The 15233-nt window shown below is 67.8% G+C and carries 17 protein-coding genes and 1 pseudogene; 17 read left to right on the top strand and 1 reads right to left on the bottom strand.

Annotation, left to right across the window (positions count from 1 at the left end):
• The 12 genes and pseudogenes from HLH34_RS19495 to HLH34_RS14810 form a co-directional block, all read left to right on the top strand.
• Positions 1 to 139 (top strand): annotated as a pseudogene (locus HLH34_RS19495) (phosphate ABC transporter ATP-binding protein); the annotation flags it as partial.
• Between the two features lie 17 nt (positions 140 to 156).
• Complete coding sequence (phoU, locus tag HLH34_RS14860) at positions 157 to 858, top strand: phosphate signaling complex protein PhoU (RefSeq protein ID WP_183120355.1); 702 nt, start codon at positions 157 to 159, stop codon at positions 856 to 858.
• Between the two features lie 148 nt (positions 859 to 1006).
• Positions 1007 to 1528, top strand: coding sequence for a Spy/CpxP family protein refolding chaperone (locus HLH34_RS14855; RefSeq protein ID WP_183120354.1), 522 nt, complete (start codon positions 1007 to 1009; stop codon positions 1526 to 1528).
• A gap of 178 nt (positions 1529 to 1706) precedes the next feature.
• Positions 1707 to 3089 carry a signal recognition particle protein gene (gene ffh / locus HLH34_RS14850; protein WP_183120353.1) on the top strand — a complete coding sequence of 461 codons (1383 nt, stop codon included), beginning with the start codon at positions 1707 to 1709 and terminating at the stop codon, positions 3087 to 3089.
• Positions 3090 to 3156: 67 nt separating this feature from the next.
• Positions 3157 to 3501 carry a 30S ribosomal protein S16 gene (gene rpsP, locus HLH34_RS14845; RefSeq protein WP_182943247.1) on the top strand — a complete coding sequence of 115 codons (345 nt, stop codon included), beginning with the start codon at positions 3157 to 3159 and terminating at the stop codon, positions 3499 to 3501.
• A gap of 40 nt (positions 3502 to 3541) precedes the next feature.
• A complete protein-coding gene (rimM, locus tag HLH34_RS14840) occupies positions 3542 to 4093 on the top strand; it encodes a ribosome maturation factor RimM (RefSeq protein ID WP_183120352.1) in 552 nt (183 codons plus the stop codon).
• Positions 4090 to 4836 carry a tRNA (guanosine(37)-N1)-methyltransferase TrmD gene (gene trmD, locus HLH34_RS14835; protein ID WP_183120351.1) on the top strand — a complete coding sequence of 249 codons (747 nt, stop codon included), beginning with the start codon at positions 4090 to 4092 and terminating at the stop codon, positions 4834 to 4836. Before rimM ends, trmD begins: the two co-directional genes overlap by 4 nt.
• A gap of 29 nt (positions 4837 to 4865) precedes the next feature.
• Positions 4866 to 5252 (top strand): 50S ribosomal protein L19, encoded by a 387-nt coding sequence (gene rplS / locus HLH34_RS14830; RefSeq protein WP_183120350.1) that lies wholly within the window; start codon positions 4866 to 4868, stop codon positions 5250 to 5252.
• 148 nt (positions 5253 to 5400) lie between these two features.
• Positions 5401 to 6804, top strand: a complete 1404-nt coding sequence (gene leuC / locus HLH34_RS14825) for a 3-isopropylmalate dehydratase large subunit (protein WP_183120349.1) — start codon at positions 5401 to 5403, stop codon at positions 6802 to 6804.
• 3 nt (positions 6805 to 6807) lie between these two features.
• Complete coding sequence (leuD, locus tag HLH34_RS14820; RefSeq protein WP_183120348.1) at positions 6808 to 7431, top strand: 3-isopropylmalate dehydratase small subunit; 624 nt, start codon at positions 6808 to 6810, stop codon at positions 7429 to 7431.
• A gap of 37 nt (positions 7432 to 7468) precedes the next feature.
• Complete coding sequence (gene leuB, locus HLH34_RS14815; protein ID WP_183120347.1) at positions 7469 to 8581, top strand: 3-isopropylmalate dehydrogenase; 1113 nt, start codon at positions 7469 to 7471, stop codon at positions 8579 to 8581.
• 91 nt (positions 8582 to 8672) lie between these two features.
• Positions 8673 to 10796, top strand: coding sequence for a prolyl oligopeptidase family serine peptidase (locus HLH34_RS14810; protein WP_244959986.1), 2124 nt, complete (start codon positions 8673 to 8675; stop codon positions 10794 to 10796).
• Positions 10797 to 10873: 77 nt separating this feature from the next.
• On the opposite strand, the gene rpsU is transcribed toward HLH34_RS14810, so the two are convergent.
• Positions 10874 to 11077, bottom strand: coding sequence for a 30S ribosomal protein S21 (rpsU, locus tag HLH34_RS14805; protein ID WP_010506446.1), 204 nt, complete (start codon positions 11075 to 11077; stop codon positions 10874 to 10876).
• Positions 11078 to 11349: 272 nt separating this feature from the next.
• On the opposite strand from rpsU, the gene def reads away from it, so the two are divergent.
• From def to HLH34_RS14780, 5 genes are all read left to right on the top strand, one after another.
• Positions 11350 to 11880, top strand: a complete 531-nt coding sequence (def, locus tag HLH34_RS14800) for a peptide deformylase (protein ID WP_183120346.1) — start codon at positions 11350 to 11352, stop codon at positions 11878 to 11880.
• Positions 11877 to 12494: a COQ9 family protein gene (locus HLH34_RS14795; protein WP_183120345.1), complete on the top strand. Its 618-nt coding sequence runs from the start codon at positions 11877 to 11879 to the stop codon at positions 12492 to 12494. Before def ends, HLH34_RS14795 begins: the two co-directional genes overlap by 4 nt.
• A 98-nt stretch (positions 12495 to 12592) precedes the next feature.
• A complete protein-coding gene (locus HLH34_RS14790) occupies positions 12593 to 13060 on the top strand; it encodes a MarR family winged helix-turn-helix transcriptional regulator (RefSeq protein ID WP_220792198.1) in 468 nt (155 codons plus the stop codon).
• Complete coding sequence (locus tag HLH34_RS14785; RefSeq protein ID WP_183120363.1) at positions 13060 to 13794, top strand: response regulator; 735 nt, start codon at positions 13060 to 13062, stop codon at positions 13792 to 13794. Before HLH34_RS14790 ends, HLH34_RS14785 begins: the two co-directional genes overlap by 1 nt.
• A 79-nt stretch (positions 13795 to 13873) precedes the next feature.
• The gene (locus HLH34_RS14780) at positions 13874 to 15223 is read left to right on the top strand and encodes an ATP-binding protein (protein ID WP_244959988.1); all 1350 of its coding nucleotides are present in this window, start codon (positions 13874 to 13876) and stop codon (positions 15221 to 15223) included.
• Positions 15224 to 15233: the final 10 nt, after the last annotated feature.

Here is a 15233-nt window from a genome sequence, read left to right as displayed (position 1 = left end):
GCAGCAGGCGGCGCGCTGCGCCGACCGGGTGGCGTTCTTCTACCTGGGCGAACTGGTCGAGGTCGACAGCGCGGACCGGATGTTCACCGCCCCGCGCGAACGCCGCACCCAGGATTACATCACCGGCCGCTTCGGCTGAAAGAGGGAGTGGGACCCGTGCCACGCGAACACGCACACACCGTCAGCAGCTACGAACAGGAACTGACTCGGCTACGCGCGATGATGACCGCGATGGGCGGCATCGTGGAGCGCCAGACGGCGCTGGCGGTCCAGGCGATCGTGGACGGCGATGTGGCCGCCGCCCACGAGGCGAAGGTGCTGGACCCGCAGGTCGATGTGCTGGAGCGCGATGTCGAGGCGCTGGCCATCCGCCTGCTGGCGCTGCGCGCGCCGCTGGCCGGCGACCTGCGCGAGATCGTGGCCGCGCTGAAGATCACCGGCGACCTGGAACGCATCGGCGACTACGCGGCCAGCGTGGCCAAGCGCTCGCTGAAGGTCGAGGCGCCGTCCAGCGAAATCCCGCTGGCCGGCCTGCGCAGCATGGGCCGGCTGGTACAGGAAAACCTGCATCGCACGATCGAGGCCCTGTCCACCAAGGATGTCACCCGCGCGGTCGAGGTGTGGCAGTCGGACACGGTGGTGGACGAGCTGTATACCGCGATGTTCCGCGAACTGGTGACCTACATGATGGAGGACCCGCGTACGATCCGCTCGTGCACGCACCTGCTGTTCATCGCCAAGAACCTGGAGCGCATCGGCGACCACGCGACCAACATCGCCGAACGGGTCTATTACGCCGCCACCGGCGAGATGCTGCCGGCCGAGCGGCCGCGTGGCGGAGCCGCCCCCAAGGGATAGGGGCGGCAGCATGCCATGGACGGGGCAATTGGCTGGTATGCTTACATTTCGTAGCATATTGGCCGGATTTCCTCACACGGGTCTGTGGTTACATTCCCTGGTCACGCCGGGACGACGTCCCGGACAGGGAATGTAGAGAGATCCAGCGATGTTCAGAAAAACGATTCTTGCCGCGACGGTTCTGGCGACCCTGGCGGGCGGCACCGCCACCGCCATGGCGCAGGACATGCCGCCGCCCCCGCCGCCCGGCGGCGAGATGCATGGCGGCTTCCACGGGCGCGGCGTGCATGGCGGCATGATGTTCCTGGCCGGCCTGAAGCTGACGCCGGCGCAGCACAAGCAGCTCCGCGCCATCTTCGAGGGGGTGCGCAAGGACCACAAGGCCTATAGGGCCGACGGGCAGCAGAGGCGCGCCCTGCACCAGCAGATCGAGGATACCCTGATGGCGCCGGGCCCGGTCGACCGGGCGAAGCTGACGGCGCTGACGCAGCAGATCGACGCCCTGCGCCAGAAAGGCGAGGCCGAGCGCCTGGACATCGCGGTGAAGATCCACGACATCCTGACCCCGGCGCAGCTGGCGCAGGCCAAGGCCCGGCAGGACAGGATCCGCGCGCTGCAGGAGCAGATGCATCAGGCGATGATGCCCGACCAGGACGATTCGGGGAAATGATCGCGGCCGGTTCCGGCGGCCCTCGGGCCACCGGGGCCGGATTTTCCGGCCGCCGACTGGGCGGACCGGCAATATGATTGACACTCGGGGGGGAGGGGCGTAAAGCCACCCCGAAATCAGGAACGCCACTCCGCGAGTATTCGCGCAGTGGCTCGACTTCTTTTGGGGTGAATGTCCTTTGTTCGAGGCGCTTTCAGGCAAGCTCTCCGGTGTGTTCGACGGCCTCGCCAAGCGGGGGGCGCTGTCCGAAGCCGATGTGACCGAGGCGATGCGGGAAGTGCGTCTGGCGATGCTGGACGCCGACGTGGCGCTGCCGGTCGTCAAGGATTTCGTCACCCGCGTCCGCGAACGCGCCGTGGGGCACGAGGTGCTGGACAGCATCTCGCCCGGCCAGGCGGTTGCCAAGATCGTCAATGACGCGCTGATCGACGCGCTGGGCGGCGCGGGCGCCGTTCCGCTGAACCTGAACGCCGTGGCGCCGGTGCCGATCCTGATGGTCGGGCTGCAGGGCTCGGGCAAGACCACCACCTCGGGCAAGATCGCCCTGCGCCTGGCCACGCGCGAACGCCGGAAGGTCCTGCTGGCCAGCCTGGACACCCAGCGCCCGGCGGCACAGTTGCAGTTGGCGCAGCTGGCCGAGCGCGCGGGCGTGCCCTCGCTGCCGATCGTGCCGGGCCAGACCCCGGTCGAGATCGCACGGCGGGCCATGGATACCGGTCGGCGCGAAGGATTCGACGTCGTCATCCTCGACACCGCCGGCCGCCTGTCGATCGACGAGGCCCTGATGGACGAGGTGCGGGCCATCCGCACCGAGACCCAGCCGGCCGAGACGCTGCTGGTCGTCGATGCGATGACCGGCCAGGACGCGGTGAATACCGCGAAGGCCTTCAACGAGGCCGTGGGCGTGACCGGCGTGGTCATGACCCGCATGGACGGCGATGCCCGTGGCGGCGCGGCGCTGTCGATGCGCGCCATCACCGGCGCGCCGATCAAGCTGACCGGTTCGGGCGAGAAGCTGGACGCGCTGGAGGAATTCCACCCCGAGCGCGTGGCCGGCCGTATCCTGGGCCTGGGCGACATCGCCGGCCTGGTGGAGAAAGCCGCCGATACCCTGGATCATGAAGAGAGCGAGAAGATCGCCCTCAAGATGATGAAGGGGCAGTTCGACCTCGACGATTATGCCGCGCAGATCCGCCAGATCGCCAAGATGGGGTCGCTGTCGGGCATTCTCGACATGCTGCCCGGCATGGGCAAGGTCAAGCAGGCGCTGGGCGACAAGGACCTCGATACCTCGGTCCTCAAGCGTCACCAGGCCATTATTTCGTCGATGACCCGGGCGGAGCGCAAGACGCCCGCCATCATCAAGGCGTCGCGCAAGAAGCGCATCGCCGCCGGGTCGGGGACCAGTGTTCAGGACATCAACCGGCTGCTGAAGCAGTTCGACGACATGTCCACGATGATGAAGCGGATCAACAAGCTCGGCATGAAGGGTCTCATGCGCCAGGGGATGTCCGCTTTCATGCCGAAAGGAGCGAAACCGCCCGGTGGCCGTCCGTTCTGACGAACGTTCCGGCACTTCCGTTTCGCTTTTGTCCATACCCAGAGATCAACTTCGGAGAATTGTCTCAATGAGCCTCAAGATCCGCCTTGCCCGCGCCGGTGCGAAGAAGCGTCCGTACTACCACATCGTGATCGCCGACAGCCGTTCGCCGCGCGATGGCCGCTTCATCGAGAAGGTGGGCGCCTACAATCCGATGCTGCCGTCCGAGCATGCCGACCGCGTGCGCCTGGTGGCCGAGCGCATCACCCACTGGCTGTCGCAGGGCGCCCTGCCGACCGATCGCGTCGCCCGCTTCCTGGGCAACGCCGGCCTGACGCCGAAGCCCGCCTATAACGAGCAGCCCAAGAAGTCGGCGCCGAAGAAGCGCGCGCAGGAGCGTGCGGCTGCGGCCGCCGCGGCCGCAGCGGCCTGATTCGGCACGCAGCGGATAGGAAGACAGGCAGGCTGAACCGGTGGATCGCGATCGTATCCTGATGGGTGTGGTGGGACGTCCGCATGGCGTGCGGGGGCTGGTGCGCGTGCACAGCTACGCCGCTGTGGCGGAGGACCTGGCCGCCTACGGGGCGTTGACCGACGACCGGGGGCAGGTCTGGACCCTGCGCTGGCGCGGCGAGGGCATCGCCGAACTGCGCGATGCGTCCGGCCAGCCGCTGGCCGGGCGCGACGCCGCGCAGGCACTGGTCAACCGGCAGCTTTATGTTGCGCGCGACCGCCTGCCGGAACCCGATCAGGACGAATTCTACTTTACCGACCTGATCGGCCTGTCGGTCGTGCAGCAGGGGACGGATGCCCCCCTGGGGCGCGTGCTGATCGTTCACGATTACGGTGCGGGGGTCAGCCTGGAGATCGGCGGCGAGGGGCGAACCCTGATCCTGCCGTTCACTCAGGCCTGCGTTCCCGTCGTCGATATCGCGGCGGGCCGGATCGCTGTGGTCCTGCCCGACGAGATCGAGGTGCAGGGCGACCTGTCGCGCGACGCGACCGTCGAGGTGGTGTCGTCATGACATGGCGGGCGACGGCGCTGACCCTGTTTCCGGACATGTTCCCCGGTCCGCTCGGCCAGTCGCTGGCCGGCCGGGCGCTGGAACAGGGGTTGTGGTCCGTCGAGGCCCGCAACCTGCGGACCTACGGCATCGGCCGCCATCGCGTGGTGGACGACACGCCGTTCGGGGGCGGGGCCGGCATGGTCATGCGTCCGGATGTCGTGTCCGCCGCGATCCGCGATGTCGGGCGCGAGGGGCGGCCGCTGGTCTATCCCACGCCGCGCGGCCGCCCGCTGCGCCAGGACGATGTCCGCCGCTATGCCGGCGGGCCGGGCCTGGTGCTGCTGTGCGGGCGGTACGAGGGGGTCGACGAACGGGTGCTGGAGGCCGAGCAGGTCGAACAGGTTTCGATCGGCGACTACATCCTGTCGGGCGGGGAAATGGCGGCGCTGGTGCTGCTGGATTCCTGCGTTCGGCTGATCCCCGGCGTCATGGGGTCCGAGGCCAGCGGCACGGAGGAAAGCTTCTCCGACGGGCTGCTGGAATATCCGCATTACACCAAGCCGGCGAGCTGGGAGGGGCGCGACGTGCCCGACATCCTGCTGTCCGGTCATCACGCCGCCATCGCCGGATGGCGGCAGACTGAATCCGAGACGGCGACACGGATGCGCCGGCCCGACCTGTGGGCCGCCCATCTGGCCCGCACCGGCCAAGACACCGGCGGCCCGGTCAGCCTTGCGGCTGATCCGGAGCGGCTGCACTGACAGACGTTTATCAAGCGAGGGACTCGATCATGAACATTATCCAGCAGTACGAGGCCGACGAGATTGCGCGCCTCACCGCCGCCCGCGCGGTGCCCGAATTCGGCCCCGGCGACACGGTCCGCGTGTCCGTCCGCGTGGTCGAGGGCGAGCGCCAGCGCGTCCAGGCCTATGAGGGCGTGGTGATCGCGCGGTCGAACAAGGGGCTGAACAGCAACTTCACGGTCCGCAAGATCTCGAACGGCGAGGGTGTGGAGCGCGTGTTCCCGCTCTACACGCCGACGATCGCCGAGATCAAGGTCGTGCGCCGTGGCGCCGTCCGTCGTGCGAAGCTGTACTACCTGCGCGGCCGTCGCGGCAAGTCGGCCCGTATCGCCGAGCGCGCGCGCGAGACGGTGACGACCGAAGCCCAGGCCTGACACCTGGCGCCGCGCGCCCCGCAGCCCCTTTCGGGCGCGGGCGCGCGGCCCCATTCTGATTATTCCGGGTCCGTTCGCCCCGCCATGCGCCCGCCGGCGCGTGGCGGGGACCGGGGCCGTTATCCCGTTCCGGAGGAGGGAATTACCGATGGCCGCACGCACGCTGTTCGACAAGATATGGGACAGCCATGTCGTGGAGCGCCTTCCGGACGGGACTGCGATTCTTTATATCGACCGGCATCTGGTCCACGAGGTCACCAGCCCGCAGGCCTTCGAGGGACTGCGGATGAGCGGCCGCCGGCTGCGCCGGCCCGACGCCACGATCGCGGTGGTGGATCATAACGTCCCGACGTCGGACCGCACGTTGCCGATCGAGGAACCCGAGAGCCGGAACCAGATCGAGACGCTGGAACGCAACGTCCGCGAATTCGGCGTGCCGTATTTTCCGCTGCTGTCCGCGCGGCAGGGCATCGTGCATGTGGTGGGGCCCGAGCAGGGGATTTCCCTGCCCGGCATGACCATCGTCTGCGGCGACAGCCATACCTCGACCCACGGCGCGCTGGGGGCGTTGGCGTTCGGCATCGGCACGTCCGAGGTCGAGCATGTGATGGCGACCCAGACCCTGCTGCAAAAGCCCGCGCGGAACATGAAGGTGACGGTCGAGGGGCCGCTGGGCCCGGGCGTGACCGCCAAGGACGTGATGCTGGCGATCATCGGCACGATCGGCACGGCGGGCGGCACGGGCCATGTGATCGAGTTCACCGGATCGACGATCCGGGGACTGGACATGGCCGGCCGGATGACGATCTGCAACATGTCGATCGAGGCGGGCGCCCGTGCGGGCCTGGTCGCGCCGGACGAGACAACGTTCGAATATGTGCGCGGCCGTCCCTTCGCCCCGAAGGGCGAAGCCTTCGACCAGGCGGTGGCGTACTGGAAGACTCTGGCCGCGGATGAGGGCGCACAGTACGACAAGGTCGTCGAACTGCGCGCCGAGGACATCGCCCCGTCGCTGACCTGGGGCACCAGCCCCGAGGCCGTCATCCCCATCACCGGCACGGTTCCCGATCCGCAGGCGCAGGCGGACGAGGCCCGGCGCACGCAGATGCAGCGCATGCTCGACTATATGGGGCTGGAGGCCGGGCAGAAGATCGCCGGCGTGCCCGTCGATGTGGTCTTCATCGGGTCGTGCACCAACAGCCGGATCGAGGATCTGCGCTCGGCGGCCTCCGTCGTCGCGGGACGGCATGTGGCCGAGGGCGTGCGGGCGATGGTGGTGCCCGGGTCGGGCGTCGTGAAGGCGCAGGCCGAGGAGGAAGGGCTGGACAGCATCTTCCGCGATGCCGGGTTCGAGTGGCGCGAGGCCGGATGTTCCATGTGCCTGGGCATGAACCCGGACAAGCTGACGCCGGGGCAGCGCTGTGCCTCGACCTCCAACCGCAATTTCGAGGGACGCCAGGGGCCGGGTGGACGTACCCACCTGCTGTCGCCCGCGATGGCGGCGGCGGCGGCGGTGACGGGACATCTGACGGACGTGCGGGAGCTGATCTGAACCATGGACAAATTCACCGTTCTGACCGCGATCGCGGCGCCGCTGCCCGAAGCCAATATCGACACGGACAAGATCATCCCGGCCCGCTTCCTCAAGACGACCAAGCGGTCGGGCCTGGGCGTGCATGCGTTCGACGGCATGCGCTACAACCCCGACGGATCGGAGAAGCCGGATTTCGTGCTGAATCAGGAGCCTTACCGCAAGGCCGGGATCCTGATCACTTACGATAATCTGGGCTGCGGCTCGTCGCGCGAGCATGCGCCGTGGGCGCTGCTGGATTTCGGCATCCGCTGCGTGATCGCGCCGTCCTTCGCCGATATCTTCTTCAACAACTGCTTCAAGAACGGGATCGTGCCGATCCAGCTGCCGCGCGAAATCTGCGACATGCTGATGGACGACGCGCGCCTGGGCGCGAACGGGAGGCTGACGGTCGATCTGGAACGCCAGGTCGTGATCCGCCCCGACGGCGCCGAGATCGGGTTCGAGATCGACCCGCTGCGCAAGCACCTGCTGCTGGAGGGGCTGGACGATATCGGCCAGACGCTGCAGCACGAGGGCGCGATCGGTACGTTCGAAACCGCCCGGCAGCAGGCCCAGCCCTGGCAGACGCGGATCGTCATCGACTGATCGTCCGCGCGCGCCTTATCAGGATGGAAAGAACGAGATGACCGCCACGAAGAAACTGCTTGTCCTGCCCGGCGACGGGATCGGCCCCGAAGTGATGCACGAGGTCGCGCGCGTCGTGGCGTGGATGAGCCGCGCGCGCGGGATTTCCTTCGATATTTCCGAGGATCTGGTCGGCGGGGCATCGCTTGCGGTGCATGGGGTGCCGATCCGTGAGGAGGTGATCCAGGCGGCAAGGGCGGCCGACGCGGTTCTGTTCGGGTCGGTCGGCGATCCGAAATGGGCGTCGGTCGGCTTCGACCGCCGTCCGGAGGTCGCGATCCTGAAGCTGCGCCAGGAACTGGGGCTGTTCGCCAATCTGCGTCCCGCCAAGGTGTTCGACGCGCTTGTCGATGCCAGCACCCTGAAGCCCGACGTGGTGGCGGGGCTGGACATCATGATCGTGCGCGAAACCGTGGGCGGCATCTATTTCGGCGAGCCGCGCGGAATCGAGACCCTGCCCGACGGCATGAAGCGCGGCATCAACACCGAGGTCTACACTACGGCGGAGATCGAGCGCGTCGCGCGCGTCGCCTTCGATCTGGCGCGTCAGCGCGGCAACCGCGTGTGCTCGGTCGAGAAATGCAACGTCATGGAAAGCGGCCTGCTGTGGAAGGAGGTCGTGACCGACCTGCACGCGCGGGACTATCCGGACGTGGAACTGAGCCACATGCTGGCGGATAATTGCGCCATGCAGCTGGTGCGCAACCCGCGCCAGTTCGATGTGATCGTGACCGGCAATCTGTTCGGCGACCTGCTGTCCGACCTGGCTTCGATGCTGACGGGCAGCCTGGGGATGCTGCCGTCGGCGACCCTGGGCACGGTCGATGCCACGGGCAAGCGTCCGGCGTTGTACGAACCGATTCACGGCAGCGCGCCGGACATTGCGGGCAAGGGGCTGGCGAATCCGCTGGCGCAGATCCTCTCGTTCTCCATGCTGCTGCGGTATTCGTTCGGCATGGACGCCGAGGCCGAACTGATCGAAACCGCAGTGTCCAACGTGCTGGCCAGCGGCCTGCGCACCGCCGATATCATGAGCCCCGGCATGGCCCAGGTCGGCACTGCCGTGATGGGCGAGGCCGTGGTGCGTGAACTGGACAAGCTGAACGGCTGAACGGGTCGGCCCGGCTCCCGTTCCATGATGTGACGGGGGCCCGTCCTTTTTTCACTTTTCCTGTTCCGGTTCATCTGGAACAGTTTCCGGTATGAAAACGATCCGGACGATCATCGCCTGTGCGGCGATGCTGGGGGCGGCGCCCGCCCTCGCTGATTCACCTGCCGCCGACGGGGTGCCGGCCTTCCTGTCCGATGTCACCGGACCTGATGCCCTTGCGTGGGTCCGGCGGCAGAACCAGCATGCGTTCGATACGCTGCAGGGCGATTCGCGCTATCGCAGCTTCTACGATGCCGTCCTGGCGGTGGAGCAGGACCGGCACCGCATTCCCAAGCCAAGTTTCCTGGCCGGGCGCATCTACAATCTGTGGCAGGACGACCAGCATCCGCGCGGGATCTGGCGCGAATCGGACGTGTCGTCGTTTATCGCGGCCGACCCGCGCTGGACGACCCGTCTGGATGTCGACGCGCTGGCCCGCCAGGAGCATCGCGACTGGGTGTTCCAGGGGGCGGAGTGCCTGACGCCGGACGACCGGCCATGCCTCGTGCGCCTGTCCGAGGCCGGCGAGGATGCGGCGAGCCTGCGGGAATTCGATCTTGCGACGGGGAACTTCGTGCCGGGCGGCTTTGCGCTGCCCCGCTCCAAGCAGAGCGCGGTCTGGCTGGACCGGGATACGCTGCTGGTCGCGCGCGACTGGGGCGGGACCGCGGATAGCGACATGACCGAGTCGGGCTATCCGTTCATCGTGCGCCGTCTGCATCGCGGCCAGGGGCTTGACCACGCCGAGGAGGTCATGCGCGGCCGCCGCACCGACGTCGCGGTGGACCCGATGGTGCTGACGGACGGCGAAGGGCATCGCCTGGTGCTGATCCGCCGCGCGGTCACGTTTTTCGAGGAGCAATACAGCCGTCTGACCCCGCAGGGCGTGCAGAAGATCGACCTGCCGGCCCGCCTGGAGGTGCACGGCCTGCTGCGCAACCGCCTGATCCTGTCGGTCAACCAGGACTGGACCCCGGCCGGGGGCAAGCCGGTTCCGGCGGGTAGCCTGATTTCCGTCGATCCGTCAGGCGCCGCGCCGCCGCAGATCATCTTCACCCCGACGGTGCGGCAATCGGTCAACGAGGTCGCGGTGACGGGCGACGGGGTGGTGATGACGGTGCTGGACACCGTGCGGGGCCAGGCGTGGGTATTCCGACCCCCTGTGGACACGGCGCACGGCTGGACCGGGACCCGGCTGCCCTTGCCGGACATGATGTCGGTGCATGTGGTCGATGCCGACCAGCGGTCGGGGCGGGCCTTCCTGTCGGTGTCGGGTTTCGTGACGCCACCGCAACTCTGGCTGGCCGACAGCACGGCGGTCAGCGTGCGGAAGATCATGGAATTGCCGCCGCAATTCGATGCCGCCGGTCTGGTGGTGGACCAGTCGTGGGCGGTATCGACGGATGGAACCCGCATTCCGTATTTCGTCGTCCATCGGAAGGACATGCGCCTCGATGGAACGAATCCGGCCTTGCTGACGGCCTACGGCGGGTTCCAGGTGTCCTCGGTGCCCGACTATAATCCGGAATTCGGCCGGCTGTGGATGGCGCGGGGCGGGGTCTACGTCGTGGCCAACATCCGGGGCGGAGGCGAATTCGGCCCGGCGTGGCACGAGGCCGGGCGGGGCGTCCATCGCCAGCGCGTCTTCGACGATTTCGCCGCCGTCGCCCGCGACCTGGAAAAACGCGGCGTGACCTCGCCCGCCCGCCTCGGGATTCGCGGGCGGTCCAACGGCGGCCTGCTGATGGGCGTTGAATTCACCCAGCATCCGGAATTGTGGGATGCCGTCATCATCGGCGTGCCGTTGCTGGACATGGAACATTACGAGGGGATGGCCGCCGGCGCGTCATGGGTCGGCGAATATGGCAGCATGGCCGTGCCGGACCAGCGGGCGTTCCTGCAACGCATCTCGCCGCTGCGTGCACTGCGCGCGGGCGCGGATTATCCCGAGCCGTTCATCTTCACCTCGACGCGGGACGACCGGGTGGGGCCGGTCCATGCGCGCCGCTTCGCCGCCCGCCTGCAGGCGCTGGGGGTGCCGTTCCTGTATTATGAGGATACCGAGGGGGGCCATTCAGGGACCGTCAATGCGCCCGAAATCGCGCATGAACGCGCGCTGGAGGCCGTCTATCTGTCGCGTCGCCTGATGAATGCCGGGCCGCCCGCCATCCGGTAGGACGGACGTCGCCTAATAAAAAAGGCCGGCATCCTGGAGGATGCCGGCCTTTTTGGGAACTGACCCGAAGGTGCAGATTAGAACCCTTCGCGCTCCAGACGCTTGCGCTCCATCTTGCGGGCGCGGCGAACGGCTTCGGCAGCCTCGCGCGCCTTGCGCTCGGAGGGCTTTTCGTAATGGCGACGCAGCTTCATTTCGCGGAAGATGCCTTCACGCTGCATCTTCTTCTTGAGCGCCTTGAGAGCCTGGTCGACATTGTTGTCGCGAACGAGAACCTGCACTTGGTCGTCAACTCCTGCTTGTGGCTGTCCTGATCGGCCACGAAAAATGCGTCATGGCGGGATGACCGCAGGGCCCGGCCCTGTATGCGATTCCCGAGTGGGGCGGACCTATAACATGGGCTTCGGCGAAAACACAAATTATTCCGCCCGTTTCCCGCCGGGCCGGGGCAGACTATTTTGGCACGGCACGCCTGCGTCCGGCGCGGGGTCGCCCCGGCACCGAAAGCCCCGGACGCCGCACCCGAATCGAAGACAGAGGATGGCCTCATACCGTGACCCTGCTCAAGATCGCCCGGATGGGGCACCCGGTGTTGCTGCGCCGCGCGGACGAGGTCGCCGATCCGCAGTCGGCCGGCATTGTACAGCTGATCGACGACATGATCGAGACGATGGAGGACGCACGCGGTGCCGGGCTGGCGGCGCCGCAGGTGCACGTCTCGCTGCGTCTGTTCATCTATCGCGTTCCCGCCGAGCGCAGCGCCGGTGCCGACGATCCGCCGCGGGGGGCCAGCGTGCTGATCAACCCCATCCTGCATCCGGTCGATGACGAGATCGTGTTGTGCCCCGAGGGCTGCCTGTCGATTCCCGGCTTGCGGGGCCTGGTGCCGCGCCATGCCCGGATTGCCTATTCGGGCCTGAACCGCGATGGCGAGGCGGTGCAGGGGGTGGCGTCGGGGTTCCTGGCGAACGTCTTGCAGCATGAATATGACCATCTGGATGGTATTCTCTATCCGATGCGGATGACGGATCTGGGGCAGATGGGTTTCGACGACGAAATCGGGCGATACGGAGTGCGCGCATGATCGGAACGCGGATGGCCGGCTGCGCTGCCGCCTGCCTGACCCCGGGCCGGCCGGAACGCAGCGCCGCGCGCGACGCGGCGCTGGATTGCATCGCCCCCGTGGCGGGGCAGGCGGGGTGGACCATCGCGACCCTGCGCACGGTCGCGGGGCCGGATGCCGACCTGCTGTTTCCCGGCGGGGCCGTGGATCTGGTCGAGGCCTGGTTCGACCGGATCGACCGGGACATGATCGAGGTCGCCCGCGACCTGGACGAACCGCGGTTGAGCCGCCGGGTCCGGGCCGTCATCCTGCTGCGTCTGGAGCAGATCGCCCCCGACCGGGCCGCCTTTCGCCGTGCGCTGGCCGTGCTGCTGACACCGGGAAGGGGCCATATCCTGGCCCGTACGCTGGCCCGGAGTGTCGATGCGATCTGGGAAGCCGCCGGAGATCATGCCCAGGGAGCGGCCTGGTACACCAAGCGGGCCACGCTGGCCGCGATCTATGTGCAGGTCCTGCTGTTCTGGCTGGCCCGTGGCGACGACATGGCGGCGGTTGCGGCCTTCTTGGACCGGAGGCTGGCGCGGGTGGCGCGTTTCGGCCGCATGAAGCAGCGTCTGTCGGGACGGACAGCCTGAACCGGCGGGATGGCAGCGTGAGCGATCAGACGGGCGGGCCGCGACGGCCCGGTGGGGCAGGGGCCGGCAGTGGCCTGCTGTTCCTGCGCGAGGAGGAAATGCGCCAGGCGCAGGAACTGATGATCCTGGCCTGGCGCGATTTCGACTCGGTGGCCACCCCCTTGCTGGAAGCGCTGGGGCTGGGTCATGCGCATCATCGCATTCTGCAGATGGTCGGACGCCACCCCGGAATCGCGGTGGGCGAATTGCTGGACCTGCTGGGCATCACCAAGCAGAGCCTTGGCCGCGCGCTGGGCGACCTGCAGGCACGCGGCTATGTGCGTCAGGAGGTCGGGCGCCGGGACCGGCGGCAGCGGCTGCTGCACCTGACGCCCTCGGGCGCGGGGGTCGAGCGTCAATTGTTCGATGTGCAGCGCGAAAAGCTGATGGGCGTATATCGCGATGTGGGCGCCGCCGCGATCGAGGGGTTCCGCCGGGTCATGCAGGGCCTTATGGACGACAGGACACGACGTGTGCTGGATGCCGTCGTCGCAACGGGCGAACGGTCACGCCGGGGCAGGGGATGATGGGGACGGACGAACGGGACGCCGCGGCGCGGGACGGGTCGATCGCAGGGGCGCACATCCTGGTGGTGGACGATGACCCGCGCCTGCGACGGTTGCTGCAACGCTATCTGACGGAACAGGGCTTTCGCATCAGCGCCGCCTCTTCGGCCGCCGAAGCGCGGCAGGTCCTGGGCTTCATGCAGCCCGACGCCATGGTGCTGGACGTCACCATGCCCGGCGAGAACGGCCTGGACCTGACCCGGGCCCTGCGGCAGGAGGGGCAGGAACTGCCGATTCTGCTGCTGACGGCGCGCGGCGACCCCGAGGACCGTATTACCGGCCTGGAGGCCGGCGCCGACGATTACCTGGGCAAACCGTTCGAACCCCGGGAATTGCTGTTGCGGTTGAAGGCGCATCTGCGCCGCTTCACCCCGCCCGCGCCTTCGGACAATCTGCGCGTCGTCCGCCTGGGCGGCCTGGAATTCGACCCGGCGCGCGGCCTGTTGAACGGGCCCGAGGGCAGTGTGCATCTGACGGGTGGCGAGGTCGCCCTGCTGACGGTGCTGGCGCGCCGGCCGAACGAAACCCTGTCGCGCGACGAAATCGCCCGGGTCCTGGACATGGAGGAAATCGGCGAACGTGCGGTGGACGTGCAGGTGACGCGTCTGCGTCGCCGAATCGAGCCCGATCCGCGCGAACCACGCTACCTGCAGACGGTGCGCGGCAAGGGCTATGTGCTGAAACCGGGGGTCTGACGCCCCCGCGGCCGGAAGGAAAGCGCGTTCGATGGCTGTTTCCGATCCAATTTCCGCGGCTTGCGGTGCGGCGTCGCGCATGTCGCGCCTGCAACGCCGCATGGATCGCCCCGTCCGCCGGGTACTGCCGCGATCCCTGTTGGGCCGCACGTTGCTGATCATCCTGATCCCGCTGCTGGTGACGCAGGGGATTTCGCTGGAGCTGTTCTACGGCAATTACCTGAAGGTCGTGTCCCGTCGCCTGTCGGGCAGCGTGGCGGGGGATGTCGTCCTGACGCTGGATCTGCTGGACCGCTATCATGCCGCGGGCGACCGGGACTGGATCACGCGTCGGGTGCGCGAACGCACGCAGTTGGACATGAACTGGAATCCCGGCCAGATTCTGCGCCGGACCGGCTCGACCCATGTCCTGGGTCCGATGGACGAGGACCTGGCCGAGGCGCTGCGGTCGTCGATCGGCCGCCCGACCTACGTCGACTGGATCGACGATCCCCGCGCGGTCCATATCCGCATCCAGATGCCTGACGGGGTTCTGGATATCGGTGCGCCGCGCAAGCGGCTGTATGTGGCGCCGATCTGGCTGTTCGTGGCGTGGGGCGTGGGCAGCACGCTGCTGCTGTTCCTGATCGCGAGCATTTTCATGCGCAATCAGGTCCGCGCGATCCGGCGGCTGGCGCGCGCCGCGGAACTGTTCGGGCTTGGGCGCGATATCGGGCCTATTCATCCCGAAGGCGCGCAGGAGGTCCGCAAGGCGGCGATCGCCTTCAACCGCATGCAGGAACGGGTGTTTCGTTTCGTGGCGCAGAGGACGGCCGTCCTGGCCGGGGTGTCGCACGATTTGCGCACGCCGCTGACGCGCCTGCGGCTGTCGCTGGCGATGATCCCCCAGCAGGGGACGATCAGGGCCGGGGAGCTTCAGGCCGATGTGGCCGACATGATCGGCGACGTCGCGGAAATGGAACGGATGATCGCAAGCTACCTGTCCTTCGCGCGGGGCGAGGGGGCGGAAAACCCGGTGTCGGTCGATGTCGGCCAGTTGCTGGACGAGGTCGCCTCCGCCTTCCGCCGCGCGGGCGGCGTGATCCTGTCGGTTTCCATTCCGAAACCGGTTGATGCGGTGCTGCGCGCCGATGCGTTCCGGCGCGTCCTGGACAATCTGCTGGAAAATGCCCGTCGGCATGGCGGCCGGGTGGCCTTGAGCGCGCAGCACGACGAGCGCGGAGTCGTCATCTGCGTTGACGATGACGGGCCGGGAATCGCGTCCGAAAAGCGGGAAGCCGTCTTTCGCCCGTTCGAGAGCGGACGCGACGGCGGTACCGGGCTGGGCCTGACGATAGCGCGCGATATCGTGCGCGCCCATGGCGGCGACATCACCCTGCAGGGCAGTCGCCTGGGGGGGCTTCAGGTCAGGATTGTACTACCCTTGTGACGGGCAGGCG

The sequence above is a fragment of the Gluconacetobacter azotocaptans genome (genome assembly GCF_014174355.1).
Taxonomy (GTDB): domain Bacteria; phylum Pseudomonadota; class Alphaproteobacteria; order Acetobacterales; family Acetobacteraceae; genus Gluconacetobacter; species Gluconacetobacter azotocaptans.
Note: the sequence above shows the minus strand (reverse complement) of the source record. Positions and strands in the feature narration are given on the sequence as shown.